Source organism: Pedobacter sp. Leaf41 (assembly GCF_001422545.1).
Lineage (GTDB): Bacteria > Bacteroidota > Bacteroidia > Sphingobacteriales > Sphingobacteriaceae > Pedobacter.
Genome location: NZ_LMLE01000008.1, coordinates 381,089 through 406,666 on the forward strand (window position 1 = coordinate 381,089; position 25,578 = coordinate 406,666).

Annotated in this window: 21 protein-coding genes and 2 tRNA genes; 14 read left to right on the forward strand and 9 right to left on the reverse strand. The window is 37.9% G+C overall.

The features are described from left to right. Positions 1-54 precede the first annotated feature (54 nt). Positions 55-2,676 carry a gliding motility-associated C-terminal domain-containing protein gene (locus tag ASE92_RS14030; RefSeq protein ID WP_056850736.1) on the forward strand — a complete coding sequence of 874 codons (2,622 nt, stop codon included), beginning with the start codon at positions 55-57 and terminating at the stop codon, positions 2,674-2,676. Between the two features lie 116 nt (positions 2,677-2,792). Here the strand turns inward: ASE92_RS14030 and ASE92_RS14035 are convergent, their stop codons facing one another. Next, the gene (locus tag ASE92_RS14035; RefSeq protein WP_056850737.1) at positions 2,793-3,395 is read right to left on the reverse strand and encodes a porin family protein; all 603 of its coding nucleotides are present in this window, start codon (positions 3,393-3,395) and stop codon (positions 2,793-2,795) included. 170 nt (positions 3,396-3,565) lie between these two features. Here ASE92_RS14035 and ASE92_RS14040 point away from each other — a divergent pair, with 170 nt between their 5' ends. The 5 genes from ASE92_RS14040 to ASE92_RS14060 all read left to right on the forward strand — a co-directional run bounded on the left by ASE92_RS14040 (position 3,566) and on the right by ASE92_RS14060 (position 12,218). Continuing rightward, complete coding sequence (locus ASE92_RS14040) at positions 3,566-3,781, forward strand: hypothetical protein (RefSeq protein ID WP_010599278.1); 216 nt, start codon at positions 3,566-3,568, stop codon at positions 3,779-3,781. Positions 3,782-3,920: 139 nt separating this feature from the next. Further along, positions 3,921-5,612: a S41 family peptidase gene (locus tag ASE92_RS14045; RefSeq protein ID WP_056850738.1), complete on the forward strand. Its 1,692-nt coding sequence runs from the start codon at positions 3,921-3,923 to the stop codon at positions 5,610-5,612. 35 nt (positions 5,613-5,647) lie between these two features. Next, positions 5,648-6,973: an alpha-L-fucosidase gene (locus tag ASE92_RS14050; RefSeq protein ID WP_056850739.1), complete on the forward strand. Its 1,326-nt coding sequence runs from the start codon at positions 5,648-5,650 to the stop codon at positions 6,971-6,973. A gap of 158 nt (positions 6,974-7,131) precedes the next feature. Further along, on the forward strand, positions 7,132-9,390 hold the full coding sequence (locus ASE92_RS14055; RefSeq protein WP_056850740.1) for a GH92 family glycosyl hydrolase: 2,259 nt from the start codon (positions 7,132-7,134) through the stop codon (positions 9,388-9,390). A gap of 227 nt (positions 9,391-9,617) precedes the next feature. Next, on the forward strand, positions 9,618-12,218 hold the full coding sequence (locus tag ASE92_RS14060; protein ID WP_056850741.1) for a glycoside hydrolase family 2 TIM barrel-domain containing protein: 2,601 nt from the start codon (positions 9,618-9,620) through the stop codon (positions 12,216-12,218). A 207-nt stretch (positions 12,219-12,425) separates the two neighbouring features. On the opposite strand, the gene ASE92_RS14065 is transcribed toward ASE92_RS14060, so the two are convergent. Beyond that, positions 12,426-12,752, reverse strand: a complete 327-nt coding sequence (locus ASE92_RS14065; RefSeq protein ID WP_056850742.1) for a 2Fe-2S iron-sulfur cluster-binding protein — start codon at positions 12,750-12,752, stop codon at positions 12,426-12,428. A 69-nt stretch (positions 12,753-12,821) separates the two neighbouring features. Continuing rightward, positions 12,822-13,832 (reverse strand): NAD(P)/FAD-dependent oxidoreductase, encoded by a 1,011-nt coding sequence (locus ASE92_RS14070; protein ID WP_056850743.1) that lies wholly within the window; start codon positions 13,830-13,832, stop codon positions 12,822-12,824. Between the two features lie 203 nt (positions 13,833-14,035). On the opposite strand from ASE92_RS14070, the gene ASE92_RS14075 reads away from it, so the two are divergent. Continuing rightward, positions 14,036-14,746 carry a hypothetical protein gene (locus tag ASE92_RS14075; RefSeq protein WP_157255753.1) on the forward strand — a complete coding sequence of 237 codons (711 nt, stop codon included), beginning with the start codon at positions 14,036-14,038 and terminating at the stop codon, positions 14,744-14,746. A gap of 35 nt (positions 14,747-14,781) precedes the next feature. Here the strand turns inward: ASE92_RS14075 and ASE92_RS14080 are convergent, their stop codons facing one another. Then, a complete protein-coding gene (locus tag ASE92_RS14080; RefSeq protein ID WP_056850745.1) occupies positions 14,782-16,893 on the reverse strand; it encodes a prolyl oligopeptidase family protein in 2,112 nt (703 codons plus the stop codon). A gap of 174 nt (positions 16,894-17,067) precedes the next feature. On the opposite strand from ASE92_RS14080, the gene ASE92_RS14085 reads away from it, so the two are divergent. The 7 genes from ASE92_RS14085 (at position 17,068) to ASE92_RS21745 (ending at position 21,097) form a co-directional block, all read left to right on the forward strand. After that, a complete protein-coding gene (locus ASE92_RS14085; protein WP_056850746.1) occupies positions 17,068-17,808 on the forward strand; it encodes a UDP-2,3-diacylglucosamine diphosphatase in 741 nt (246 codons plus the stop codon). A 420-nt stretch (positions 17,809-18,228) separates the two neighbouring features. After that, the gene (prfA, locus tag ASE92_RS14090) at positions 18,229-19,302 is read left to right on the forward strand and encodes a peptide chain release factor 1 (RefSeq protein WP_056850900.1); all 1,074 of its coding nucleotides are present in this window, start codon (positions 18,229-18,231) and stop codon (positions 19,300-19,302) included. A gap of 103 nt (positions 19,303-19,405) precedes the next feature. Further along, a tRNA-Asp gene (locus tag ASE92_RS14095) sits at positions 19,406-19,479 on the forward strand. 89 nt (positions 19,480-19,568) lie between these two features. Beyond that, positions 19,569-19,823 (forward strand): GIY-YIG nuclease family protein, encoded by a 255-nt coding sequence (locus ASE92_RS14100; protein ID WP_056850747.1) that lies wholly within the window; start codon positions 19,569-19,571, stop codon positions 19,821-19,823. 254 nt (positions 19,824-20,077) lie between these two features. Beyond that, positions 20,078-20,151 (forward strand) — tRNA-Asp (locus ASE92_RS14105). A gap of 59 nt (positions 20,152-20,210) precedes the next feature. Continuing rightward, on the forward strand, positions 20,211-20,504 hold the full coding sequence (locus tag ASE92_RS21740) for a GIY-YIG nuclease family protein (protein WP_056850748.1): 294 nt from the start codon (positions 20,211-20,213) through the stop codon (positions 20,502-20,504). A 299-nt stretch (positions 20,505-20,803) separates the two neighbouring features. Next, positions 20,804-21,097 (forward strand): GIY-YIG nuclease family protein, encoded by a 294-nt coding sequence (locus tag ASE92_RS21745; RefSeq protein ID WP_056850749.1) that lies wholly within the window; start codon positions 20,804-20,806, stop codon positions 21,095-21,097. A 206-nt stretch (positions 21,098-21,303) separates the two neighbouring features. On the opposite strand, the gene infC is transcribed toward ASE92_RS21745, so the two are convergent. From infC to ASE92_RS14140, 5 genes are all read right to left on the reverse strand, one after another. Further along, positions 21,304-21,873 carry a translation initiation factor IF-3 gene (infC, locus tag ASE92_RS14120; RefSeq protein WP_056850750.1) on the reverse strand — a complete coding sequence of 190 codons (570 nt, stop codon included), beginning with the start codon at positions 21,871-21,873 and terminating at the stop codon, positions 21,304-21,306. 123 nt (positions 21,874-21,996) lie between these two features. Beyond that, positions 21,997-22,302, reverse strand: a complete 306-nt coding sequence (locus ASE92_RS14125) for a hypothetical protein (protein ID WP_056850751.1) — start codon at positions 22,300-22,302, stop codon at positions 21,997-21,999. Positions 22,303-22,460: 158 nt separating this feature from the next. Further along, positions 22,461-23,315 (reverse strand): DMT family transporter, encoded by an 855-nt coding sequence (locus ASE92_RS14130; protein WP_056850752.1) that lies wholly within the window; start codon positions 23,313-23,315, stop codon positions 22,461-22,463. Between the two features lie 49 nt (positions 23,316-23,364). Then, on the reverse strand, positions 23,365-24,051 hold the full coding sequence (locus ASE92_RS14135) for a response regulator transcription factor (RefSeq protein WP_056850753.1): 687 nt from the start codon (positions 24,049-24,051) through the stop codon (positions 23,365-23,367). Further along, a complete protein-coding gene (locus ASE92_RS14140; RefSeq protein ID WP_056850754.1) occupies positions 24,048-25,559 on the reverse strand; it encodes a cell wall metabolism sensor histidine kinase WalK in 1,512 nt (503 codons plus the stop codon). Before ASE92_RS14140 ends, ASE92_RS14135 begins: the two co-directional genes overlap by 4 nt. Positions 25,560-25,578: the final 19 nt, after the last annotated feature.

A 25,578-nucleotide genomic window follows, 5' to 3' on the forward strand; every position in this document is an offset into this window, starting at 1 on the left:
AAAGCCAAGTCAATTACTGACTTGGTTTTTTTGTATATTAAGGTTTGTAAATCAATGAAAAGAATTGTGTTATTTTTAGTGTTGTCTATTTGCATCGAATCTGCGGCAGCGGTAATATTCACCGTAACCAATAATTTAAATGATGGAGCTGGATCTCTGCGTGACGCGATAGAAAAAGCCAATGCTAATGGCACCACAGATGTAGATTACATATATTTCAATTTGCCCGGTTCAACATTGGTAGATGTAACCATCCCCCTAGAATCTGAACTTCCTATACTCACTTCCAATATCATTATCGATGCAACTACTCAATCTTTCTCTGCTTTGGGCAACCCAAATATTAAAATAAGTTTGGTTAAAGCTGTTTCACAATATTTTAGTGGCTTAAGAATGGATAATGGAAATAAAATAGAGGTTTATGGTATGCTCTTTAGCGGCTTTCAATCTGATGCTCTTGGTGCAATAGAAGATAAAAAGGGAGGCATCTATCTTTACAATTCTAAAGATATCAGAATTGGCTCACCAGGTAAACCCAATTGTTTCGTGGGGTGTTATGCAGGTATTCTTTCGCCTTTTAGAATACCAAAGCTTTTTATAGAAAATGTTAAAATCTCATCCAATATTTTTGGTTTAGCCGAGAATGGATTAACTGTTTCACCCAATGAAACAGGGATTGATATCAGTTTCATGACTAATGGAATTATTGGTGGAGCTACACCAGCGGAAGGGAATTTAATAACCGGCAATACCAGAACTGGGATAGCGTTAGGTGGTGCCGAAGGCATTAACAAAATTGTAAATAATATCATTGGACTAGATAAAAATTCAAATCCTAAGCCAACGCTTTCAGCTAAAGGAATTTATGTGAATGGTGGAACAAGTGAACCAATAATTAGCGATAATATTGTTGGAGTCCAATCTATTGCCATTCATGTTGATTATGTAAATGATGGGTTTGTGATTGCTCGAAACAGAATTGGAACAGGGAAAATCGGGACAGAAAATTTTTCAAACACCTTAGGTATCCACATTAACTTTTCAAATACGAAAGGAATGATTGGTGGTGCCGATGTCAATGATCAAAATTTTATTGCCAACAATAAAACAGCTGTTCTTATCGAAAATTCATATCCTATATCCATTTTTAAAAATAGTATTTATTGTAATAATAGCGGAGCAATTACTTTTAAAAATCAAACGCTCAATCCAGCTAAAATCGATGTCATTACCTCTACGGAAGTGAGTGGAAGATATTCTCCAAACTCAATAGTTGAATTATTTTATACTGATGAGTGTAGCGATTGTCAAGGTAAAACGTGGTTTGCTACTATTAATACAGATGCTACAGGAGCTTGGAAATACAACGGACCCGTTAATGCTAAACTAACTAGTCTGGGAACTGATGCCAATGGTGCAACATCAAATTTCTCCAAGCCCTTAGTTGATGATGCGAGCAAGCAAATCTTAGATCCATTTTGTGGTCAACCTACCGGAAGTATAAAAAATATACAGGTTTATAGTGCCAGCGTGTTTCAATGGTTTAATAGTTCCGGACAAATTGTAGGCGATAAGAAAGACCTTGAGAATGTTCAGGCAGGAACGTACTATTTAAAAGCAGGGCAAATGGGTGCTTGCGATGTAACATCGGCAACTTACACCGTTGGCTCGTTAGGAAATGGCATCGATGATAAGAATAAAAAAATTATTGATGAAGATTGTGGTGCCTCAAATGGTAGTATCAGGAATATTGGTGTAGCAAATAATTTGACTAAAACCTGGTACAACCAGCAAGGAATAGTTTTGGGTAATGGTAAAGATTTAGAAAACATTGCAGCTGGAAGTTATTATTTTAAAGCTGGAAGTGGAGCATGTGAAATTACTTCTCCTATCTATGAAGTAAAAAATGTAAATAAAAACTTCAATGTCGGAGCGATTATAACTGTTCCTGCCAGTTGTGGCAATTCAAACGGAAGTATTATCGTTCAAAATTATCAAGGCGAAATTCCAACCGTCTTCACCTGGACTGATCGTGGTGGCAATGTGATCAGTCGAAGCAAAAATCTAAGTGGAGTGGGCCCTGGTGAATATACTTTGATCGCGTCAGATGGATTAAACTGTGAGAATGTAGCTGGGATATTTACTGTTGCTGCTTCAGAAGTTCCGTTTATCGATCTAACTAAATTACAATCTTACATTAGTTGTGATGGAAATACGGTAAATGTAACGGGAATTGAAATTAGCGGATCAACTTCGCCTTATCTATACCAATGGATTGATGCTGGCGAAAATACAGTTTATACCGAACGCAACTTAAATGCTAAACCAGGCAAATACTATTTAAAGGTGACTGATCGGTTTGGATGTGAGGTGAATACTGATATCATCGATTTCAGAGTTTTGGAAAACGAAACACTTCAAGTTCCAAATTCAATAACCCCAAATGGCGATGGAATTAATGATACCTGGCGATTGGCTGGCGCAGAAAATTATCCTAATGCTGAATTTTGTATTTTCAATCGAAATGGCGGGCGTGTATTTTACTCTAAAGGTTATCCGAGAGAATTTGATGGCACATATAATGGTAAGCCACTAAGTATCGGCGTTTATTATTATGTCATTGATCTAAAAAATGATTGCGGCAAGCTAACCGGAAGTTTAACCATTCTTAAATAATCAATTATGTCAATGCTGTGCGCTGAAAAAACGATAACAACAACGAAGTGCACAATGTTTAAGAGCCACCTGTAAGTATATTTACAAGTGGCTCTTTTTTATGTCGATATCTTATGTTACAATATCTTAAAGCCTAAACTTAACTGGAATAAGTTAGGTTTTTGAGTATACTTTTCACTTTTACTAATGTTTGATAGCCCTGCTTCATAACGTAGATCCACAGAGATTGAACCTACATCTACGCCAGCACCGGCTTGGATTCCAATAGCTTGATTTTTGTAATTGTCGAAATCTGTAGCCTGATCGTAGGCACTGCTAAAGCTAGAATTTTCATCCAGCACAAATGAAACCACGGGTCCGGCCATTAATCTAAAATTTAGGTTTTTTGCACCGAATTTCGTTCCCAGTAAAACAGGAATATCTAGCGTGGTAAATTTTACTTTACCTTCTGCAGCAACTTCGGTATTGTTATTATTGGTAAAGCTGATAAACTTATTGCCTTTGCTGCCAATGTAAGCCTCTGGCTGTACATAAAAACTTGCACCACCAATACGTGCCCATGCACCAACTTGATAACCTAATCGGTTTTCTTCGCTGGCGAAATCTGCATTGAGTTTGGCCAGGTTTACACCTGCCTTAATACCTAAATTGAAGGTTTGTGCCTGAGCTGTTACCCAGCCAGCGGTTAGGAAAACAATAGAAAGGATGATTCTTTTCATTTTTTTGAATGTTTAATGTTTGTGTGTTTAATCAATTGGATTTTATAATCCGCATTTCAGCACAATTATCGTGCAAAACATTCCTGTTAACTCTATTTTTTGTAAAGCCCTCACAAAAAAATGGCGATGTGAGCAAATATTTTTTACTTTTGCATCAAATAAAATCTGCTATGGCTAATTTTCAACTTACTTCTGAAACTGCTTTTAAAGTAAAAACTAAATTTTTAAGGAAATACCGCGATCTAGCGAACGAGCCTTTAGAGTTTACGCCTGGCAAAGAAGATCAATTGGTTGAAGATTTAATGCGTTTGGTAAAACGCGACCGAACTTACATCGAATTCACCATTCAAAAAGCACTAGCCGATACTAAAGGCAATAGACTTTAAGTTAAAATCCATCTCTTTCTCTTCTGCCTAAAGCACTTTCAAATATCTTATTTTTAATATTTGGGCCTTTTCGTACATTTACCTTTATAAAAAATAAATCATCCATCAGCTTGCTGTTTTGGATTCCAGAATTTAAGGTATGAAGAAACTAAAATATTATGTTTTAGCAGCAGGTTTGACTTTAGCTGTTTTCTCTTTTTCATTTAGGGAAGATTTATTTCTGGTATCGAAAAACTTAGACATTTTCGCATCACTGTATAAAGAGATCAATATCAATTATGTTGATGAAACCAATGCGCCTCAGTTAATGAAAACAGGGATTGATGCCATGTTGGAAACACTCGATCCTTACACAGAATATGTTCCCGAATCGGAAATTGAAGATTATAAACTCAAATATATCAGTACCCAATACGGTGGAATTGGCGCAGCTACTGTACTCATAGATGGAAAACTTTTTGTAAATGATGTAAGTGAGGGCTATCCGGCTAACAAAGGCGATGTTAAAGCCGGAGACCAGATCTTGAAAATAAATGGGATCGAAATTAAAGGTAAAGATCGTACGCAAATTAGTCAGTTGTTACGCGGCCCGAAAGGTACACCAGTTGATTTAACGTTGATGAGAGACGGTAAGGAGATTGCCAAAAAATTAAACCGTGATGAAATTAAGCAGCCCAACGTTTCATACTCGGGCATGGTTGGCGATGGCATTGGTTACATTAGGTTGGATAAATTCTTAGAAAATTCTGGTCAGGAAGTAAAGGATGCTTTGGTTAACCTTAATAAAGAAAACCCTAAAGGCATTGTTTTGGATTTAAGAAATAATGGTGGGGGTATTTTGCAGGAGGCTGTTAAAATTGTAAACCTATTTGTAGATAAAGATCAGTTGGTGGTGATTCAAAAAGGCAAAAATGCCGAAAAAACCATCACCTATAAAACGCAGATGATGCCAGTATCTTCTTCAGTTCCTTTGGTGGTTTTAGTAAATGGCAATTCTGCATCGGCTTCCGAGATTGTTGCCGGTTCGCTACAGGATTTAGATCGGGCGATTGTAGTTGGCCAACGCAGTTATGGAAAAGGATTGGTGCAGCAAACATTTAATCTTCCGTACAACAGTTTGGTTAAAGTTACTGTAGCCAAGTATTACACACCCTCGGGCCGATGCATTCAAAAACTCGATTACACCCATAAGGACATCAATGGAATGGCTGAGCGATTTGCCGATTCAACAATCGCCATGTATCAAACTAAAGCGGGCAGAAATGTTTACAGTGGAAATGGCGTTTACCCCGATTTGGTAGTAAATGCAGATAAACTTAGCCCGGTTACCATTACCATGATTAACAAAAGTTTATTCTTTAACTATGCCAATATCTTTTCGAAAAAAACTACAAAGTTAGCATCAGCGAAAACATTCCAGGTTTCAGATGCAGATTATGCTGCATTTGTAAGCACCTTGGCAGATAAAGACCTCACCTATCAAAGCAGAACAGAAAGATTATTATCTGATTTACGTATTGAGGCAGAAAAAGAAAATAAATCAGCGGAAGTAAAAGCTGATTTAGAAAATTTGAAATACAAGCTTACTTCATCAAAAAAGAATGATTTGGCTACACATAAAGCAGAAATCAAAAGGGTGTTAGAAGCACAAATTATAAGCAGATATTTTTACGAGAAAGGTAGAATAGAGCAAAGTTTCCAATACGATAAAGAACTGGCGGCAGCAAAAACCCTGTTTGCCAATCAAACTCAAATGTTGGCTATTTTAAAAGGAGATGGCAATTATAAAGTAATTGGCAAGCCCGTTAAGGAACCGACAAGTATAGATTAGACCATCCTTTCTTCAACCAAATTTAAACATCAGTTATGAAAAAATTAGGCCTGATCATTGCTTTTATTGTAAATGGTTTGTTTGCTGTTGCACAAAATTATGTGCCTGCTCCATCTAATATCGAAGCACGCAAATGGTTTGCTGATGCTCGCTTCGGACTGTTTATTCACTGGGGGCCGTTTAGCATTCCTGGAAGTGGAGAGTGGGTAATGAACGAGCGAAAAGTTACCGTAGAGAACTACACCCGTTTGGAGAAATTTTTTAATCCCATCGATTTTGATGCGCAAGAATGGGTTGCAACGGCGAAAAATGCTGGGATGAAATACATTACCTTAATCACAAGGCATCATGATGGTTTTAGCATGTGGGATACCAAATATTCGGATTTCAATATCATGAACACACCTTACAAGAAGGATATTGTGAAGATGATGGCAGACGAGTGTAGAAAACAAGGCATTAAACTCTTTCTTTACTATTCTATATTGGATTGGCGCCGCGAAGATTATCCACATGAAACGGGCAGAACTGGCCAGTTTAGCGGGAGAAAAGGACATGGAAACTACGCAAGTTATCTTCAGTTTATGAAAAACCAACTCACCGAGTTGCTCACCAACTATGGCGAAATTGGTGGTATTTGGTTCGATGGTCATTGGGATCAAACTGCTCCGGAAGGAGAGAAAGACCGAACTTCTAGACTCGATTGGAAGTATGACGAAATTTATGGTTTAATACACAAGCTTCAGCCTCAATGCATGATCGGTAATAACCACCACCTTTCTCCATTGCCAGGAGAGGATTTCCAAATGTTTGAACAAGATTTACCTGGAGAGAATAAATCTGGATTAAGCTTTCAGGAAGCAAGTGCCCAACTTCCTTTAGAAGCTTGTCAGACTATAAACGGTTCCTGGGGATTTAGCCTCACTGATACTTCCTATAAAAGTGAAACAAAACTTATTCAAACCCTGGTAAAAGCAGCAGCTTTAGGAGCTAACTTATTGTTAAATATAGGCCCTATGCCAAACGGAGAAATCCAGCCTGAGTTTACTGAGCGACTAAATAAAATGGGTGATTGGTTAAAAATATATGGAGCAAGCATTTACGGTACCAACGCAGGTTACTTAAAACCGCAAGATTGGGGATGCATTACCCAAAAAAGCGATAAGCTATATATCCATATTTTTAAAGCTCAACCTGAAATTTTGTTGAACGGTTTCCCATTTAAGAAAATACAAAAAGCTTATTATTTAAAAGATAAGAAAGTAGTAAACGCAACTTTGAAAAACGGTTCGCTCCATATTCCTATTGCTGAAAATATGAATAAAAATGATGAGGTAATTGTGCTAGAGATCAAAAAGTAAACATTGTTGGATTACTGCAAAATCTTTTGTCATGACAAACATCTCCAGTAAGAGAAGCACAATTAATTGAGCAATCGGATCAACTTTTCCCGAATAATTCTCTAAGTCGTTTATAATTTATTAATTTGTAAATCGATTTAGCTTATCCTATTTAGACTATGAAAATTTTTAGTGCAAAATTAATCGTTTTTGCTTCGGCGATATTATTCACCAATGGAATCAGCGCCCAGCAAAATTCGAAATTAACCCAGTTTGTAGATCCCATTATCGGTTCTGCCAAACACGGGCATGTTTTTGTTGGCGCAAATGTTCCTTTCGGAGGGGTACAACTTGGCCCAAACAATATTATGGAAGGCTGGGATTGGTGCAGCGGTTACAACTACGTAAGCAATACCATCACTGGTTTTTCGCATACCCACTTAAGTGGAACCGGCATTGGCGATTTGGGCGACATTTCAATTATGCCCGTAACAGGAGCAACTATTTTAGAAAAAGGTAAAAAGGGAGAAGAAGATAAAGGCTATCTGTCGACATTTTCGCACCAAAATGAAAATGCCAAAGCGGGTTATTACAGCGTTTTACTCGATAAATACAAAATCAAAGCAGAATTAACGGCTACCGAACGTGTAGGTTTCCACCAATACACCTTCACCAAAAATGCCCCAACGCCACATATCATGATCGATTTGGTGGAAGGCATTGGTTGGGATGCGCCAACTAATGCATCTTTTAAACAAATCGACGCCAATACCATTGTCGGGAATAGAAATTCTAAAGGCTGGGCAAATGATCAGCGCTTATATTTCGTCATCAAGTTTTCTCAACCCCTAAAAAACTTCGATATTTACGAGGATAATCAGCTGAAAGAAAGCAAAGACATTAATGGCAAAAAGCTGAAAGCAGTAGCCAGTTTCGTGTCAATTAACAATAATAAACTTCAAATAAAAGTTGCCTTATCTCCGGTAAGCATCGAAAATGCCATCTTAAACCTTTCAACTGAATTGCCTGGATGGGATTTTGCATCCACAACGCAGAAAGCTGATGCGAAATGGGAAAAAGAATTGTCGAAGGTTAAGATCAATGCTTCAGCCAATACCAAAAAAATATTCTATACCGCTTTGTTTCATACCATGACGGCACCATCACTTTTCAATGATGTGAATAACGATTATTTAGGTACCGATAAGAAAGTATATAAACAGGCAAATTTCACCAACTACACTACTTTTTCACTTTGGGATACTTACAGGGCGGCGCATCCGTTGTATACTATCTTACATCAGGATCGGGTGAGTGATGTGGTGAATACTATGTTGGCCATTTACAAGGAGCAGGGCAAACTTCCGGTTTGGCATTTAATGGGCAACGAAACCAATACCATGGTGGGCTATCATGCTGTTCCCGTTATAGTAGATGCTTATTTGAAAGGCTATCGGGGTTTTGATGCAAATCTTGCTTATGAAGCAGTAAAACAATCCGCCATGCAAAAAACGGAAGGCATCGATTACATCCAGCAACTTAAGTACATTCCAGCCGATAAGGTTAATGAATCTGTTGCCAAAGCCCTGGAATATGCGATCGATGATTACTGTATAGCCATGTTTGCAAAGGCACTGAATAAAACTGAAGATTATCAATATTTTGGCAAAAGAGCACAGCTTTACCGCCAATATTTTGATCAGGATGTTCAGTTTATGCGTGGTAAAATGGCCGATGGCAAATGGCGTACGCCTTTTAGTCCGGTTAAGGCCAAGCACCGCGAAGATGATTATACAGAAGGTAATGCCTGGCAATATACTTGGTTGGTTCCTCAGGATGTGGAGGGTTTGATCAATCTTTTCGGTGGCGATAAACCTTTTGTAAACAAACTCGATTCCTTGTTTATCGTTCCTGCCGATTTAGGTGAAAACAGCTCGCCTGATATCTCTGGTTTGATCGGCAATTACGCTCAGGGAAATGAGCCTGGTCACCACATTCCTTATTTATATGCTTATGCCGGTCAGCCCTGGAAAACAGCCGAATTGATTCGCAAAATTGACAATGATTTCTTTACTGCAAAACCTGATGGTTTGTGTGGAAACGAAGATGTAGGCCAAATGAGCGCCTGGTATGTTTTTTCTGCACTTGGTTTTTATCCGGTAAATCCCGCCAATGGTACCTATGTTTTTGGTACGCCTTTAATTAATTCGGCAACCATTAAATTGGAAGGAAACAAGAATTTCGAGATTAAAGTGGTAGGAAATTCTGTGGCAAATAAGTACATACAACGCATTTTAATTAATGGCAAACCTTATAATAAGTCGTTTATTGAGCATAAAACCATTGTAAATGGCGGTTCCATGGAGATTTACATGGGCAATACGCCATCAAAATTATGGGGCATTAATGCTGCAGATCGGCCAGTTTCAGGGAAATAGTGATCTTAAAATTTTCGGAGATCGTTTGGCTAGGGTAGCCCTGCTATCACTAAAATCTTTTTAATTTGTAGAGTTGACAACATTTTTTCTCGGTTGCCTAAAGTTGTCAACTCTTGAAAACAAATAAAAAAGTATTTCCGTTCTATCAGGTTTATTATTAACGGTTGGAAATTCTTCGGAAACACCAAGCCAATAGTTTAAAAAACATTTAATTTAAAAACTCATTTATGAGGAAATTGCTCTTCTCGCTTTTATTTTTAGCTGCTTTAAACACGCAAGCCCAACGTTACGAACTTAATTCTGGCTGGCTTTGTGCCAACATTAAGGACGCCAATGCTACCGGGAACCAAATTTCCAGCTCGAACTTCGGGCTAAATAATTGGTTACCTGCTACAGTTCCAGGGACGGTTTTAACTACTTTGCTTAATAACAAAAAGGTTCCTGATCCATTTTATGGAATGAACAATGAGAAGATTGCCGATATCTATAAAACGGGGAACGAGCATTATACTTATTGGTTTGTGAAGGACTTTGATGAAAAAGTTATCGGCAACGAACAGGTATGGATACAATTCCGTGGGATAAATTATAAAGCTGATTTTTTTCTCAATGGGAAGAAGATCAATGCGAAAATGCATGAAGGCATGCATATTCGTGCCAATTATAACATTACAAAATTTCTTTCTGCCACAGGTAAAAACCGCTTGGCTGTAATCGTTTATCCACCAGATTTTCCCGGCAACCCGAATGGCGGGCAAGGTGGCGACGGAACAATTGCCAAAGGATTAACCACGCAATATACGGCAGGCTGGGATTGGATTCAGCCTACTCGTGATCGAAACACAGGCATTTGGGATAAGGTAATCGTCGAAAAAACGAGATCCATCAACTTAAAAAACCCTCATGTAGTTACGCTGGTTCCTGGTAAAAGATTACCGAACGCTAAGCAACAACCGGCAACTATCAAGGTTTCGGTTGAGGTAGAAAATCCAACAGCTAAAGCCGTTGTAGGTATTTTGCAATATCAAATTGCTGGCAAAACAGTTAGTAAAACAGTTTCTATCGCTGCGAATAAAACCGCAGAAATAACATTTGCAGATTTAGCTTTGGAAAACCCTAAACTTTGGTGGCCTAGTGGTTATGGAAAGCAGGATTTGTACCCAGTAAACATTAAGTTTTTAAGTGGAAGCCAGGTTTTGGATCAGGAAAATTTACAAGTTGGAATCCGCCAGATTGATAATATTTGGAATGAACGTACCCAAAGTATGGGCGCTTATGTAAATGGCCAAAAGATTTTCATCAAAGGCGGTAACTGGATCATCTCTGATGCGATGCTTCGTTTCTCTGACGCCCGTTATGATGCAGAAGTTCGTTACCACAAGGATATGAACCTAAACCTGATTAGGATTTGGGGCGGCGCCATTTTAGAAAGACCCGAGTTTTATAACGCCTGTGATAAGTATGGTTTACTCGTTTTTCAGGATTTTTGGTTTAGTGGCGATTGCAATGGCCGTTGGGTAGATCCCTTAAAAAAAGAAGATCAATGGACGAGAAGGAATTATCCAGATAATCATCCACTGGTTTTAATAGCGATTGAAGATCAGGTAAAAATGATTCGTAACCATGCTTCACTTGCTTTCTGGTGCGGCGGAAATGAAATTACGCCTCCCGAGGATATTCTAAATCCCATTAAAAATGATATTCTACCGCGATTGGATGGAACTAGGAAGTTTTTCGAGTTTTCTAATAGTGATGAGATGTCGTACAATTCGATCGGTGGTAATGGCGATGGGCCGTATGGCATTCAAGATCCAAAAAGCTTTTGGGCGGTAAAAACATTTCCTTACAACTCCGAAGTGGGTTCAGTTGGCGTGGGAGATTACGAATCATTGGAGCGTTTTATCCCGAAAGAAAATATGGTTGCACCACAATTTAAAAGCAAGCCAGATTCGGTTTGGGATTATCATAAATACATTGGTTACGATCAATATATTAATCCTTATGGCAAAGCTAAAGATGCAAAGGATTTTGCAATGAAGGCACAGCTCGTTAATTACGATCAATACCGTGCTTTGATGGAAGGCTTCTCTAACAAAATGTGGGATTGGTACACGGGTTCTATTATCTGGAAAACACAAAACCCATGGACGGCTCTTCGTGGACAAATGTATGATTACTACCTCGACCCAAATGCCTGTCTTTATGGTTTGCGCAAAGGCAGTGAGCCGCTTCATATCATGATGAACCCAGTGGATAGCATGGTAACGGTAGTGAATAACGGTTTAACAGATCGTAATAATTTAATGGTTCAGGCCAAGGTTTATGATATGGATGGAAAAGATTATTTCTATTCGCAGGTTTTCAATTCCATTGGTGCATCCTCCGTTCGCCGCTTTTTTCCATTGAATGATTTTCTGAAAAAACTTGACCAGAAAGATGGCGTGTTTGTCTCACTCAAACTGTTCAATGAAAAGCAGCAGGTTTTAAGTGAAAATATTTACTGGTTGGCCGATAAGGATGGGAATTATAGAGGCTTACAAAATTTAAAACCAGCAGCTTTAAAGGTGAATGCCGTTAAAAAATCTAAGGACAAGATGGAAGTAACATTAACTAATCCGGGGGGCAATCCGGTAGCTTTTTTCAACCGTGTTGCGTTAATTAATAGCCAAACAGGCAAGCGGATTTTGCCAGCGTTTTATGATGATAATTACGTGAGTATATTGCCTGGAGAAAGCAGGTTGATAACAGTCGAATATAACGGAGACCAAAAAACTGCTATTGAGGTTTACGGCTGGAATGTAGAGAGAAGGAGGATAGAGGTTAACTAATTTCTTAATTAGCCGTTCTTGCGAGGCATAAAGCAATCTTATTCAGTAGGCGAGATTTCATGGTTAGTCGGGATTTGTAATCCCGTCTAAAGATCTGCAGATTTTGTATACGTCTTTCGGCAGTCGGAGTTAAGAATCTAGACCATACATAAAAGTAAAGGGCGATGTTGAAAAACATCGCCCTTTACTTTTATGTATCTTATAAACTTAACTTACTCCGTGTAATTTCACTTTTAAGCCATCCATATTGTTGTTTAATTGTAGCTGGCAAGCTAAACGAGAGTTGGGTAACAAATCAGGCAAGGTATCTAACATTGCGTATTCATCATCACTCATTTCGTTTAATTTCTCTTCGCCTTCTAGTACATCAACGCAACAAGTGGCACACAAAGCCATTCCGCCGCAGGTAGCTAAAATATCATATTCTGATGCTTTCAAAAATTCCATCAAACTCAAGCCCATATCGGTTGGTGCCTCGTGAGGGGTAACAGAACCATCCGGTTCTTGCATGTATATCGTAATGTTGTTTTCCATTTTTCTGCTCGCTTATTAGCGCAAACTTACTTAAAATAGTTTTTTATTGAAACAATATTAACGCAAAGCCTAAAATTCTGAAACTCCGTTTACGGTGGTATATTTCATCGTATATTTTACACCCGGATTCATGTACGAATAAGCGCTATGACTCATTAAAGCGGCCTCGTGGAAACCACAAAGTATCAATTTTAATTTATTAGCGTAAGTATTGATATCGCCAATGGCATAAATACCGGGAATGTTTGTAGAATAATCATCGGTATTAACCTCGATAGCACTTTTGCTGATGTTTAAGTTCCAGGCTTCAATTGGGCCTAATTTTGGACTTAAACCAAACAAAGGAATCAAATGATCTGCTTCTACAACCGTTTTTTCCATGGTACGGTTCTGTACAATTTCTACTTGCTCCAACTTATCTGATCCGTGAACAGCTTGTAAATTGCTGTTTAAAATCAGGTTAATTTTCCCGCTTTCTGCCAATGCCATTACTTTAGCAACAGAATCCGGAGCACCACGGAAGCTCTCACTTCTATGCACCAACGTTAATTCAGAACAAACTTCAGCAAGGTAAATCGTCCAGTCCAAAGCAGAGTCGCCACCGCCAGCAATAACCATTTTCTGATCACGGTATTTTTCGGGATCAAGAATCATATAGTTAACACCTTTACCGTTTTCAAAATTTTCAAGATTTTCAACAGCAGGTTTACGTGGCTCAAAGCAACCTAATCCGCCAGCAATAACCACTACTTTAGCTTCGATAACGGTTCCCATGTTCGTGGTTAAAACGAAATCAGCTTCGCCACGTTTTTCCAATCCTTCAATACGTTCACCCAAGGTGAAAGTTGGATGAAAAGGCTTTGCCTGCTCCATCAAATTATCAATAAGCTCTTGCGCCAATACCGAAGGATAACCTGGAATATCGTAAATTGGTTTCTTTGGGTAAATTTCAGAAAGCTGACCACCAACCTGAGGCAGGTAATCAATTAAATGGCAACGCATTTTTAATAAACCGGCTTCAAAAATGGCAAATAAACCAACCGGACCAGCGCCAATTACGGCTATATCAGTAGAGATCATTCAAAAAAATTTGACGCAAAGTTACAAAATAAACTTTTATCAATTTCTCTATTTAGAAATATTCTAGATAATTCTGTAATCTGATCTTATTCAGTATTTTATATGCTTTAAAGTGATTAAATAAAAAAGATAAAGGTTTTAGCCGTTTCAAAGCGAATTATAATTGGTCTATAGGCTTAATAGATCTTACTAATTTTTATATTTTGAAATTAATTTATATGTTAGCCAAAATGGTCTCTTCAATAGCTTTTAACTTGGGAATTCTTCTGCCAATTTTAGGACTGCTGTTTGTGGTTTGGGCGATAACCTTTATCGTTTATAGTGAAACATGGCAACTTCCTACTGCATTTATGCCTGTAGGTTTAGGCGCCTATATCTATCTGGAGCATCATCCATGGAATTGGCTAATGCTTATGCCCTTGCTTTCTGCTCTCGTTTTTAATGTTAGTGCTGTATTGAGTAAGCCGAAATTTAGAGGTTGGGTAAGTTATTTGAATTACATCCTCCTTTTGCCCGTAGTAGTTTTATACTTTGTTAACTTTCGCTACCTCTTTAAAGATGATAGCCTTTTAAGAACTATTTTCGCCGGTCTGGGAATCCTTGCCTTGTTAATTTACGTCTCAAAATTTTGGCTATCGGATGTTATTCTACTCTTAATTAATCAACTCTACATAAAAGAAAGTAGGAATTTCGAAACAACTATTGCAAATCGGTTCATAAAAGGTGTCGGTAAAACAAGAACTTTCCATGTAACAATAGGTGGTTTGGGCACTGTTGAAACCTCAGGATTTTTCTATTTATATGTCGGTCTTAAAAATATAACACCTTATGATAAGGTGAGGATAAAATTAACAACAGGGTGTTTAGGTACTGAGTTTATCTCTGGCTTCCCCAGGCTAATATCAAGAACTTAATAGCTTTCAGATGTGCTGGTTAGGTGAGGAGATCCTCACCACTCCATTCCAAGGTTTTGAAATACAAAACTCCACACATCAGCTGCCTCCTCAATCATTTTTGTAGTCGGTTTCCCTGCGCCGTGTCCGGCATTGATATCCACTCTGATCAATATTGGATTCTCTCCTTGATATTTTTCCTGAAGCGTAGCTGCAAACTTAAATGAATGTGCAGGTACTACACGGTCATCATGATCGGCAGTTGTAATCAATGTTGCCGGATAGTTCACACCAACCTTAATGTTGTGAAGTGGTGAGTATTTGATCAGATAATCAAAATCTTCTTTTTTATTGCTGCTGCCGTATTCAACTACCCAACCCCAGCCGACAGTAAATTTATGATAGCGTAACAGATCTAAAACGCCCACGGCAGGTAATGCAACTTTAAAAAGTTCTGGTCTTTGGGTCATGCAGGCACCTACTAAAAGCCCACCGTTCGATCCGCCCGAAATAGCGATTTTAGATGGATTGGTATATTTTTCTTTGATCAAAAATTCGGCTGCCGCAATAAAATCGTCAAAAACGTTTTGTTTCTTCTCCAGCATCCCACCTTTGTGCCAGGCTTCGCCATATTCGCTTCCACCGCGTAAACTCGGCTGAACATAAATACCGCCCTTTTCCAGGAATAGCATTCTTGATAAACTAAACCCTGGTGTTAAGCTCACCTGAAATCCTCCATAAGCATAAAGGAAAACCGGATTGTTGCCATTTAATTTAACTCCTTTTTTATGAACGATGAACATCGGCACTTTAGTCCCGTCTTTTGAAGCATAAAATAGTTGTTTGGTTTCATAGTGATCAGTGTTAAACTTTAGGTCAGGTTTTTTATAAAGTATAGATGTTGCATTTGCGATGTCATAACGATAGATAGTGCCAGGCGTGATGAAATTTGAGAAGGTATAAAAGAACTCTTTATCCTCCTTGTAAGCGCCAAAACCGATGGCGGTACCAATGTCGGGCAAGTCTACTTCCCTGATCTTTTTTCCTGCTAAATTATATTGAACAATATTTGTACTGGCATCTTTGAGATACGATGCCCACAAAAAGCCACCTCCCGTATCTACGCCTTCCAACGCCAGGTTTGATTCCGGAATGATGGTTTCCCAATGGGCTGGAGCGTTGTTTTCAGGATCTATGAGCACTACGCGTTTATTTTCTGCATCCAGATCAGTATTCAATAAAAGCTTGTCGCCAACATTGGCTATAATTCTGTGGTTATTTTCATAACCTTTAACCAAAAGAGAAATTTTGCTGTTCGGAATCGTCAAATCTTGATAATGTAAAGCGTTACCACATGTTCCGGCACTTGCATAAATAACTAAGAAGCGCTCATCTTCTGTAACAACAGCTCCAAAATATAGGTTGGGATTGTTTTCATCTTCAAAAACAAGTTGATCATCTTCTTGTGGATCGCCTAATTTGTGATAGTAGATTTTTTGAAATTTATTGGCGGCAGATAAATCCGTACCCTTTTCAGGCTTATCGAATTTGCTGTAATAGAAGCCATCACCTCTCCAGGCCGCACCAGAAAATTTTGTCCATTGCAGCTCGTCTGCTAATTCCTTTTTTGAGGCAATTTCTCTGACGTAAATATTACTCCAATCAGATCCAGCCTGAGCGACGGAATAAGCAACATATTTTTTGTTATGAGAAAAACCGATTAGAGAAACAGCTGCGGTACCATCAGCAGTTAAATTATTGGGGTCTAAAAAAACTTCCTCTTCTCCGTCGAAACCTTTTTTAATATACCAGATACTTTGGTTCTGAAGCCCGTTGTTTTTGGTGAAAAAGTAATACTCGCAAACCTTAAACGGAGCACCATTTTTGGGGTAGTTCCAAATTTCGGTCAGCTTTTTCTTAATCTCATCTCGGTAAGGAATTTGAGCTAAGTAGTGTTTCGTCACTTTATTTTCAGCGCTTACCCATGCTGCAGTTTCAGTTGATGTATCATTCTCCAGCCAACGATAGGGGTCGGCAACTTCGGTTCCAAAATAATGATCAACTGTACTGTCTTTTTTTGTTTTCGGATATTTCATGAAGTCTCTTTTTTCAGCCTTGCAAGCTAACAGTATCACTGCAAATAAGCCAAATACAAATTGCTTTTTCATATCGAAAAGGATTTATTTACTGTTAAATGTTTTTCCCTTCGGGATGATTGCGCAGATACTTGGATTACAGAGATTTTTTTCTCTTATGTGGTTTTTTCCTTAGGACTTCGGACTCCCGACTTCGGACTCCAAACTTTTTCCTTCGGACTTTTTCCACTACCTTTGAAGCCTTACATGAGCAAGAACATTTATTTCGCTTCTGACTTTCATTTAGGTACGCCGAGTTACAGCGAAAGCCGTGCCCGTGAAAATCGTATTGTAAATTGGCTAAATTTTATTGAACCAACCTGCAGCGAATTGTTTTTAATGGGCGACATCTTCGATTTCTGGTTCGAATATGCAAAAGTTATCCCAAAGGGATTTATTCGTTTGCAAGGGAAGTTGGCCACAATGGCCGATGCTGGAATTAAAATCTACTTTTTTAAAGGCAACCATGATATGTGGGTTCGCGATTATTTTAGCCAGGAAATTGGCATGGAAATTATTGGCGATGAGAAAATTATTGAACGCAGTGGTAAGAAGTTTTACCTCCATCATGGCGATGGGTTAGGGCCAGGCGATCATAAATATAAATTCTTGCGTAAAATATTTAGAAGTAAACTTTGCCAGTGGTTATTCGCTCGTTTACATCCTAACTTTGGAATTGGCATTGCAAACGCCTGGAGCCAGGGAAGTAGGGCGGCTCAAACCGAAAAGGAGGTTTTTTTAGGTGAGGATAAGGAATGGCTGGCCATTTACGCCAAAGAGCAATTACAAAAAGAGCACTTCGATTATTTTATTTTCGGGCATAGGCATTTGCCTTTAGATATTAGTTTGGGTAATGGAAGCCGCTATGTAAATCTTGGTGAGTGGCTCAATTACAATTCTTACGCAGTTTTCGACGGGGCAGAATTAAAACTAGAATACTACAGATAAAATTTACAATCTCGTTTATATTGCTGATCAGAAAGATTTTTTAAGTTTTGGAAAGCAAAATCTGTAGAATCTACAGCGTCCCTCGTGCTTTACATTATAGTCCCGATTAGAAGGAAATCTGGAGCTGCCATTTCAATCCCGTTTAATTAATCAGGTCCTTGCTGCTATTTTAGAAACGTAAAGTTCAAAAAGGTGATTCCCTTCGTTTTTAAACCTGATATAAGTGTAAAGCCACCGATTTTCTCGGTGCTTGAAACGTTAGCAGGACTGCTGACCGCCATATTTACAGAACCATTCATTCCAAATCCTTTAAAAACTGTATCAGCCTGTTCCAAACAAATTCAGCTTTTTTGCTTATTTTTGCATTTCCTAAATTTTTGGCTAATACCAAACCAGGAGCATTTCAATTCGAATAATACTATGTTAGATAAGTTAGAAGCCATAAAACTACGTTGGGAAGATGTAGAAGAATCGTTGAGTAATCCAGATGTGATTCAGGATATGAAACGTTTTGCGGCTTTAAATAAAGAATATAAAGACTTGGGCAAAATTGTAGATGAGTATAAAATCTACAAAAATGTAATGAGTAATATTGATGCCAACAAGGAAATTTTAGCGGTTGAAAAAGACCCTGAAATGCGGGAAATGGCCAAAGAGGAGCTCGATTTGTTGTTGAAACAACAAGAAGAAATGGAAAGCAATATCCGTTTAATGTTGATTCCTAAAGATCCGGAAGATGCTAAAAATGCAGTTTTTGAAATTCGAGGCGGAACTGGTGGCGATGAGGCAGCTTTATTTGCTGGTGATTTATACCGCATGTATACCCGCTTTTTTGAAACTAAAGGATGGAAAGTAGAAACGGTTGATGTAACCGAAGGAACCGCTGGCGGTTATAAAGAGGTGATTTTGAAAGTGAGCGGCGATGATGTTTATGGCCAGCTAAAGTATGAGAGTGGTGTGCACCGCGTTCAACGTGTGCCAGATACTGAAACGCAGGGACGTGTGCATACTTCAGCTGCTTCGGTAGCTGTTTTACCAGAGGCTGAAGAAATTGATCTTTACATTAACCCAGCTGATATTGAGTTGCAGACCTCTCGTTCGGGTGGTGCTGGTGGACAAAATGTAAACAAAGTAGAGACCAAAGTGCAGCTAACGCACAAACCTTCGGGCATCGTGGTGGTTTGCCAGCAAGAACGTTCTCAGTTGGGTAACCGGGTGATTGCTATGGAGATGTTGCGCAGTAAGCTGTACGACATTGAATTGCAGAAAAAAAACGGCGATATTGCTGCTAAACGTAAAACAATGGTTTCTACAGGAGATCGTTCTGCCAAGATTAGAACTTACAACTACCCTCAGGGGCGTGTAACCGAACACCGTATTGGCTTAACCATGTATAATCTACCGACCATTATGGATGGAGATATTCAAGAGATTATCGACGCATTACAGTTTGCTGAAAATGCTGAGAAAATGCAGGAAGGTGCTGGAAACTAGACGATTAAAATTATTTTAAAATAAAATTTGTAAATAAAGATATAGTCTCTATATTTGCAACCTCGAAAGAGGAAAGAGGTTCTAACTTTAAAGAGGAACAAAAGGAGTGGTAGTTCAGCTGGTTAGAATGCCTGCCTGTCACGCAGGAGGTCGCGGGTTCGAGTCCCGTCCATTCCGCAACAAAAGCCTTAACTTGAAAAAGTTGAGGCTTTTTTGTTTTCACACCAATATGCTCTATGGCTTTCTGTATTTGCACTATTCTAAGCTTGAAAGATAATTCTTTTTATAAAGGATTTACTGAAAATCCTAATTCCAGAATCATAGCGTATAATAATGGAGAATCAAAATACACCAGCTTAAAAATTCCTTGGCATTTTGTCGATCTGGAGGAAATGCCCTCAAAACGAGAGGCATTGATTCGAGAAAGAGGTCTGAAAAAATATAGTCACCTTCAAATCAATCAATTTATTAACTCTCCGAAAAATGAGTTGTTGAAGATTTTGGGTGGTTCAGCTGGTTAGATTGCCTGTCTATCATCCCCAATAAGATTGGGGCCGGGTTCGAGTCCCGTCCATTCCGCAACAAAAGCCTTAACTTGAGAAAGTTGAGGCTTTTTTATTTTCTGAATGAAGAAAATGAAAATATATCAAATGAAATTCAGCAGGTTACGCATTTGATCCGCAAAATTTCGTTTAAAATAACGATTAAGTAAATATAGTGCCTATATTTGCATTCCCGCAAGGGAAAGAGGTTCTAACTTTAAAGAGGGACAAAAGGAGTGGTAGTTCAGCTGGTTAGAATGCCTGCCTGTCACGCAGGAGGTCGCGGGTTCGAGTCCCGTCCATTCCGCAACAAAAGCCTTAACTTGAAAAAGTTGAGGCTTTTTTGTTTTCACACCAATATGCTCTATGGCTTTCTGTATTTACATTATCCTAAGCTTGAAAGATAATTCTTTTTATAAAGGATTTACTGAAAATCCTAATTCCAGAATCATAGCGCATAATAATGGAGAATCAAAATTCACCAGCTCAAAAACTCCTTGGTATTTTGTCTATCTGGAGGAAATGCCATCAAAACGAGAGGCATTGATTCGAGAAAGGGGTCTGAAAAAATATAGTCACCTTCAAATCAATCAACTTATTAACTCTCCGAAAAATGAGTTGTTGAAGATTGATTCGAGAAAGGGGTCTGAAAAAATATAGTCACCTTCAAATCAATCAACTTATTAACTCTCCGAAAAATGAGTTGTTGAAGATTTTGGGTGGTTCAGCTGGTTAGAATGCCTGCCTGTCATCCCCAATAAGATTGGGGACGGGTTCGAGTCCCGTCCATTCCGCAACAAAAGCCTTAACTTGAAAAAGTTGAGGCTTTTTTGTTTTCACACCAATATGCTCTATGGCTTTCTGTATTTACATTANCGGGTTCGAGTCCCGTCCATTCCGCAACAAAAGCCTTAACTTGAAAAAGTTGAGGCTTTTTTGTTTTCACACCAATATGCTCTATGGCTTTCTGTATTTACATTAATCTAAGCTTGAAAGATAATTATTTTTATAAAAGATTTACTGAAAATCCTAATTCCAGAATCATAGCGCATAATAATGGAGAATCAAAATACACCAGCTCAAAAACTCCTTGGCATTTTGTCTATCTGGAGGAAATGCCCTCAAAACGAGAGGCATTGATTCGAGAAAGGGGTCTGAAAAAATATAGTCACCTTCAAATCAATCAACTTATTAACTCTCCGAAAAATGAGTTGTTGAAGATTGATTCGAGAAAGGGGTCTGAAAAAATATAGTCACCTTCAAATCAATCAACTTATTAACTCTCCGAAAAATGAGTTGTTGAAGATTTTGGGTGGTTCAGTTGGTTAGAATGCCTGCCTGTCATCCCCAATAAGATTGGGGGACGGGTTCGAGTCCCGTCCATTCCGCAAAAAAAGCCTTAACTTGAAAAAGTTAAGGCTTTTTTGTTTCCAAGGTTTTGTAAAGAAGAGCGAACTCTCTATTTCTTGCCGGCTTTTGGAGCCAGTGTTAAAAACATTCTCTTGCCCTCCAGTTTCGGTAGCAATTCTACTTTTCCAACATCTTCAAGTCCTTGGGCAAATTTTAGTAATAATATTTCACCTTGATCTTTATAAACAATAGATCGACCTTTAAAATGAACAAAGGCCCGAACCTTTTCGCCGCTTTCTAGAAACGAAATGGCATGCTTCAGTTTAAACTGAAAATCATGGTCATCTGTATTAGGACCGAATCTGATATCTTTTATAATGGTCTGTTTTGCTTTGGCCTTGATTTCTTTTTGCTTTTTCTTTTGTTCGTAAAGAAACTTGCTATAATCAATAATGCGACAAACTGGTGGACTGGCGTTTGGTGATATTTCAACCAAATCTAGATCCTGGTCTTTAGCTAATGCTAAAGCTGTTTCCAATGGATAAATATTTGTTTCAACATTTTCTCCGGTTAACCTCACTTCAGGCGAAGTGATGTATTGGTTAATTTTGTGTTCTGCTTCTTTTTTTCTGAAGGGCAAGCGTGGTCCCCTGTAAAATCCTGCTTTTTTTAATGCCAAATTTGAAAATTTTTAGTTTAAATTAATTATTTTGAGTTCCCATTTTATGGACCTTCTTTAAGATACGATAATTTGAAAGCAAAAACGACTTCAAGCTTAATGATGACGTTGGCGCGACTTTAATTATAAGAGATTTATAGCCGTGTCGGTTTGATTCGACGGTTGGCTTTCCATTCTTAAAGCTTCGTAAGTAATAATAATAAAGCCAGATAATAGTAAAACCAAAGCAATATATCGAATCGCTTTTTCCATTTTTTTAGTATTAACCATTCTATCCGAACAGGTAAATTCTGCCAGGCCTGCAACTTGTTTTCTTTGATACTTGCGTTTAATCGCAATGATGAATAATGCGGTTCCGAAAATGAATAATACGATACCCATAATCAGAGGCATCGTAATAAAATGATATGCTTCTTGTGTGTTAATCATACATAATAGACACACCCTGACAGAAAAAGTTTAAATTTTATAGCAAATCTTATATTTACAAGAGGAAACTTAGGCTACTTAGCATACGTAAATCACTCCACATTTATCTACTTTGTTAAGTTTATGAATGTTAATTTGCAATACACTCGTAGGGTAATTTATATTTTCGCCTTTTTTTTTGCGGTAAGTGAAGACCCTGCTGAAGCGATAACAACGCAGGCAACTGCTGCGCATTCTACCACCGTTAGGTATTCTTGTAAAAAGACAAAAGCTGCAAGCGAAGCCATTGCTGGCTCCAAACTCATCAGTATACTAAAAGTTCTTGGAGGTAATTGCTTTAGTGCAGTAATTTCAAGCGTGAAAGGTATAGCGCTTGAAAGCAAAGCAAGCGCAGCGCCCAGCGCCAATAATTTAGGGTTGAGGTGATTTAGACCTCCTCCCGCAAAACCAAATGGCAGGATAAGAATAGTGGCGAATAACATGCCTACGGCTACGGCTTCGCCGCCTTTCATTATCTTTGAAATTCTACCACCCAATAAAATATAGGCCGCCCAGAAAGCGCCTGCAAGTAGCGCAAGTAATACGCCGATTAAATCTAATCCTTTATCAGTCCAAGGTGCAATCAAGGCAATCCCCACTGCCGCTAAAATAACCCAGATAAAATCGACAGCTTTTTTGGAACTAAATATGGCTAAAACTAGTGGGCCAACAAACTCTAGTGTTACGCCAAGGCCAATTGGAATGCGCTCTATGGCAAAGTAAAATACCATATTCATTGCACCAAGAGAAAGGCCATATAAAATTACATATTTCCATTGCTTAGCATTCAGCTCACTCAGTTTTGGACGAAAAGTAAGAAGTAAAATAATGGCAGATAGACCTATTCTTAACGAAGCAGTTGCAGCAGCTCCGATCTCCGGGAAAAGACCTTTTGCTATCGCCGCACCACATTGAACACTAACTATGGCCAATAAAACTGCAGGAATCGGTGGAATGATAAATTTGCTTTTCATTCGGAATGTTAAATGAGCGGCAAAAGTACATATTATAGCAAGAGAATTGCTAATAAACAAGTTTATAGCCTTGGCCTCTTATGCTGATGATAAAGACAGATGGATCGTCTTTCAAATATTTTCTCAGCTTTGCAATAAACACATCAAGGCTGCGGCCAGAAAAATAATCATTGTTATTCCATAAGATATTTAAAATGGTATTTCGCTCAAGCATTTTATTTCGGTTTAGCAAAAGCATCTGTAAAATTTCGGCTTCTCGATGGGTTAAAGTTTTTTGAATGTCCTCCCAAACTAAAATACCTTCTGGATAGGTAAATTGATATTTGCCTATATTAATCGCTTGTTTCTGCATTTCCTTTGGCTTAGAAACCAACCTGTTTTGGCTTAATAAGGCTTTAATTCTGATCACAAGTTCTTCTATGCTGAATGGTTTCTTGAGGTAATCGTTACCTCCACTTTCAAATCCGGTTACAACATCGTTGGGTAGCGATTTTGAAGTAAGGAAAATAATAGGCGTTAGCGTATCAGTTTGTCTAACTTGTTTTGAAATTGAAAATCCATCTCCATCTGGAAGCATAACATCTAATACCAGAATATCAGGTTTAATAGAATGGTATTTAGAAATTGTTTCGGAGGCTGTTTGTGTATGGATAACTTCAAAACCCTTTAACATTAAAGTTTCTTTAACAATTTCAGCTAAGGCGGGTTCATCTTCGGCCAAAAGGATTTTACTCATAGCGGCCAACCTAAAATTAATGTTGTTCCGGCACCTAATTTACTTTCTATTTTATACCAGCCCGAATGTTGTTGCATAATCTTTTTTACATAATTTAAACCTAATCCATAACCTTTAACGGGATGGCTGTTTTTTGTGCTTACCCGATAGAATTTATCGAATACCATAAGCGTTTCTTTTTCTGCAATGCCAATTCCATTATCCTTAAGTTTTATAACCATATAATTTCTTTGTTTTTCTACAGTGATTTTAATGTTGGTATCAGCTGCCGAATATTTAATTGCATTATCTAAAACGTTATTAATTGCATGTTGAAATTGAATCTTATCAGCTATTAAATGACTTTCTCTACTTTTGTTTTCATATTGTAGCGTAATCGTCTTAGAATTTGCCATCTGATGCAGATTAATCAAATCTGTTATGATGTTATCAATATCAATATCTTCTTTATTAATTTTTGAAACACCTTCATTATACATCGCCAGATTCATTACTTTATCTACAAGTAGATTCAGCCTTTCAATTTCATTTTTTGCGTAAGTTAAATACCTGTCTGTCTTTTCTTTATCATCCAAAATCGTTTGATTTTTTAAGGCCTCAATGGCTACCGAAACCGTTGCGATGGGAGTTTTAAATTCATGAGTGATATTACTGATGAAATCATTCTTAATAGCAGATAGGCGTTTCTCTTTGAAAAGACTTTTTAGAATAAAAACCATGCAGCCAGAGATAATCAGGATCATGGCCAGTGATGAGTATAAAATTAAACTAATTTGAGAAAGAATGTAAGATGTAGGGCTTTTAAACATGGCCCTAACATAACGCTGGTTATCAGTATACCTATAAGTTGAAAAAGCTTTTGTGATAACAGAATAAGACTTCGATAACTTAAAATTTAATATGCTTTTATTATTCGTGCTATCTTCCTTTTTAACCATAAAGCTATATGGAATATTTATATTTCGTTCTTTCAGATAAAGATTAAATGCTGGGCGGAGTCTGGTTGTATCGAATTGATATTTCTTTGCCTGTTCATTCATAAAAACACCCAGTTTTTGCGTTCTATAGTAAATGGTATGTGTCTCTAAATCCTCTTCTCTCATTGCAAGTGCCAAAGCTCTTGCCACGTGTTTTCTAACACTGGTATCACTTTTATCTTTCGGAAGTGCTTTGCTATAATTAGCTAAGCTAAAAGAAGAGGAAAACTTATCCTTTGCATTTCCTTTGGCAGCTATGGTGTAAACGTACTTTTTATCGTCTTTATGAAACTTTGCACTAATTATGAATGCGTTTGTATCAAGGATTTTATTTTCTACAATTTTCTGTATCGTATCACAACGTAAACTAAGTTCCTTTTTTATGCCGTCTTCAAAGGCAAGGTTTACTTCTTTCTCGAAATTTACCTTCGTAACGTTATAGTATTTAACAATCCAATAAGCTTGTAATGCCAATAAACCCGTCATTGCAACAAAGCAAACAACAACTAACAAGCTGGCCTTTTTACGCATAATTCAAATGTATATAATT

What these genes read in the sequence shown, in the direction of transcription:
- ASE92_RS14030 (WP_056850736.1), top strand. Translation starts at nt 55, where the DNA reads ATGAAAAGAATTGTGTTATTTTTAGTGTTGTCTATTTGCATCGAATCT.
- ASE92_RS14035 (WP_056850737.1), bottom strand. Translation starts at nt 3,395, where the DNA reads ATGAAAAGAATCATCCTTTCTATTGTTTTCCTAACCGCTGGCTGGGTA.
- ASE92_RS14040 (WP_010599278.1), top strand. Translation starts at nt 3,566, where the DNA reads ATGGCTAATTTTCAACTTACTTCTGAAACTGCTTTTAAAGTAAAAACT.
- ASE92_RS14045 (WP_056850738.1), top strand. Translation starts at nt 3,921, where the DNA reads ATGAAGAAACTAAAATATTATGTTTTAGCAGCAGGTTTGACTTTAGCT.
- ASE92_RS14050 (WP_056850739.1), top strand. Translation starts at nt 5,648, where the DNA reads ATGAAAAAATTAGGCCTGATCATTGCTTTTATTGTAAATGGTTTGTTT.
- ASE92_RS14055 (WP_056850740.1), top strand. Translation starts at nt 7,132, where the DNA reads ATGAAAATTTTTAGTGCAAAATTAATCGTTTTTGCTTCGGCGATATTA.
- ASE92_RS14060 (WP_056850741.1), top strand. Translation starts at nt 9,618, where the DNA reads ATGAGGAAATTGCTCTTCTCGCTTTTATTTTTAGCTGCTTTAAACACG.
- ASE92_RS14065 (WP_056850742.1), bottom strand. Translation starts at nt 12,752, where the DNA reads ATGGAAAACAACATTACGATATACATGCAAGAACCGGATGGTTCTGTT.
- ASE92_RS14070 (WP_056850743.1), bottom strand. Translation starts at nt 13,832, where the DNA reads ATGATCTCTACTGATATAGCCGTAATTGGCGCTGGTCCGGTTGGTTTA.
- ASE92_RS14080 (WP_056850745.1), bottom strand. Translation starts at nt 16,893, where the DNA reads ATGAAAAAGCAATTTGTATTTGGCTTATTTGCAGTGATACTGTTAGCT.
- ASE92_RS14085 (WP_056850746.1), top strand. Translation starts at nt 17,068, where the DNA reads ATGAGCAAGAACATTTATTTCGCTTCTGACTTTCATTTAGGTACGCCG.
- prfA (WP_056850900.1), top strand. Translation starts at nt 18,229, where the DNA reads ATGTTAGATAAGTTAGAAGCCATAAAACTACGTTGGGAAGATGTAGAA.
- ASE92_RS21740 (WP_056850748.1), top strand. Translation starts at nt 20,211, where the DNA reads ATGGCTTTCTGTATTTACATTATCCTAAGCTTGAAAGATAATTCTTTT.
- ASE92_RS21745 (WP_056850749.1), top strand. Translation starts at nt 20,804, where the DNA reads ATGGCTTTCTGTATTTACATTAATCTAAGCTTGAAAGATAATTATTTT.
- ASE92_RS14125 (WP_056850751.1), bottom strand. Translation starts at nt 22,302, where the DNA reads ATGATTAACACACAAGAAGCATATCATTTTATTACGATGCCTCTGATT.
- ASE92_RS14130 (WP_056850752.1), bottom strand. Translation starts at nt 23,315, where the DNA reads ATGAAAAGCAAATTTATCATTCCACCGATTCCTGCAGTTTTATTGGCC.
- ASE92_RS14135 (WP_056850753.1), bottom strand. Translation starts at nt 24,051, where the DNA reads ATGAGTAAAATCCTTTTGGCCGAAGATGAACCCGCCTTAGCTGAAATT.
- ASE92_RS14140 (WP_056850754.1), bottom strand. Translation starts at nt 25,559, where the DNA reads ATGCGTAAAAAGGCCAGCTTGTTAGTTGTTGTTTGCTTTGTTGCAATG.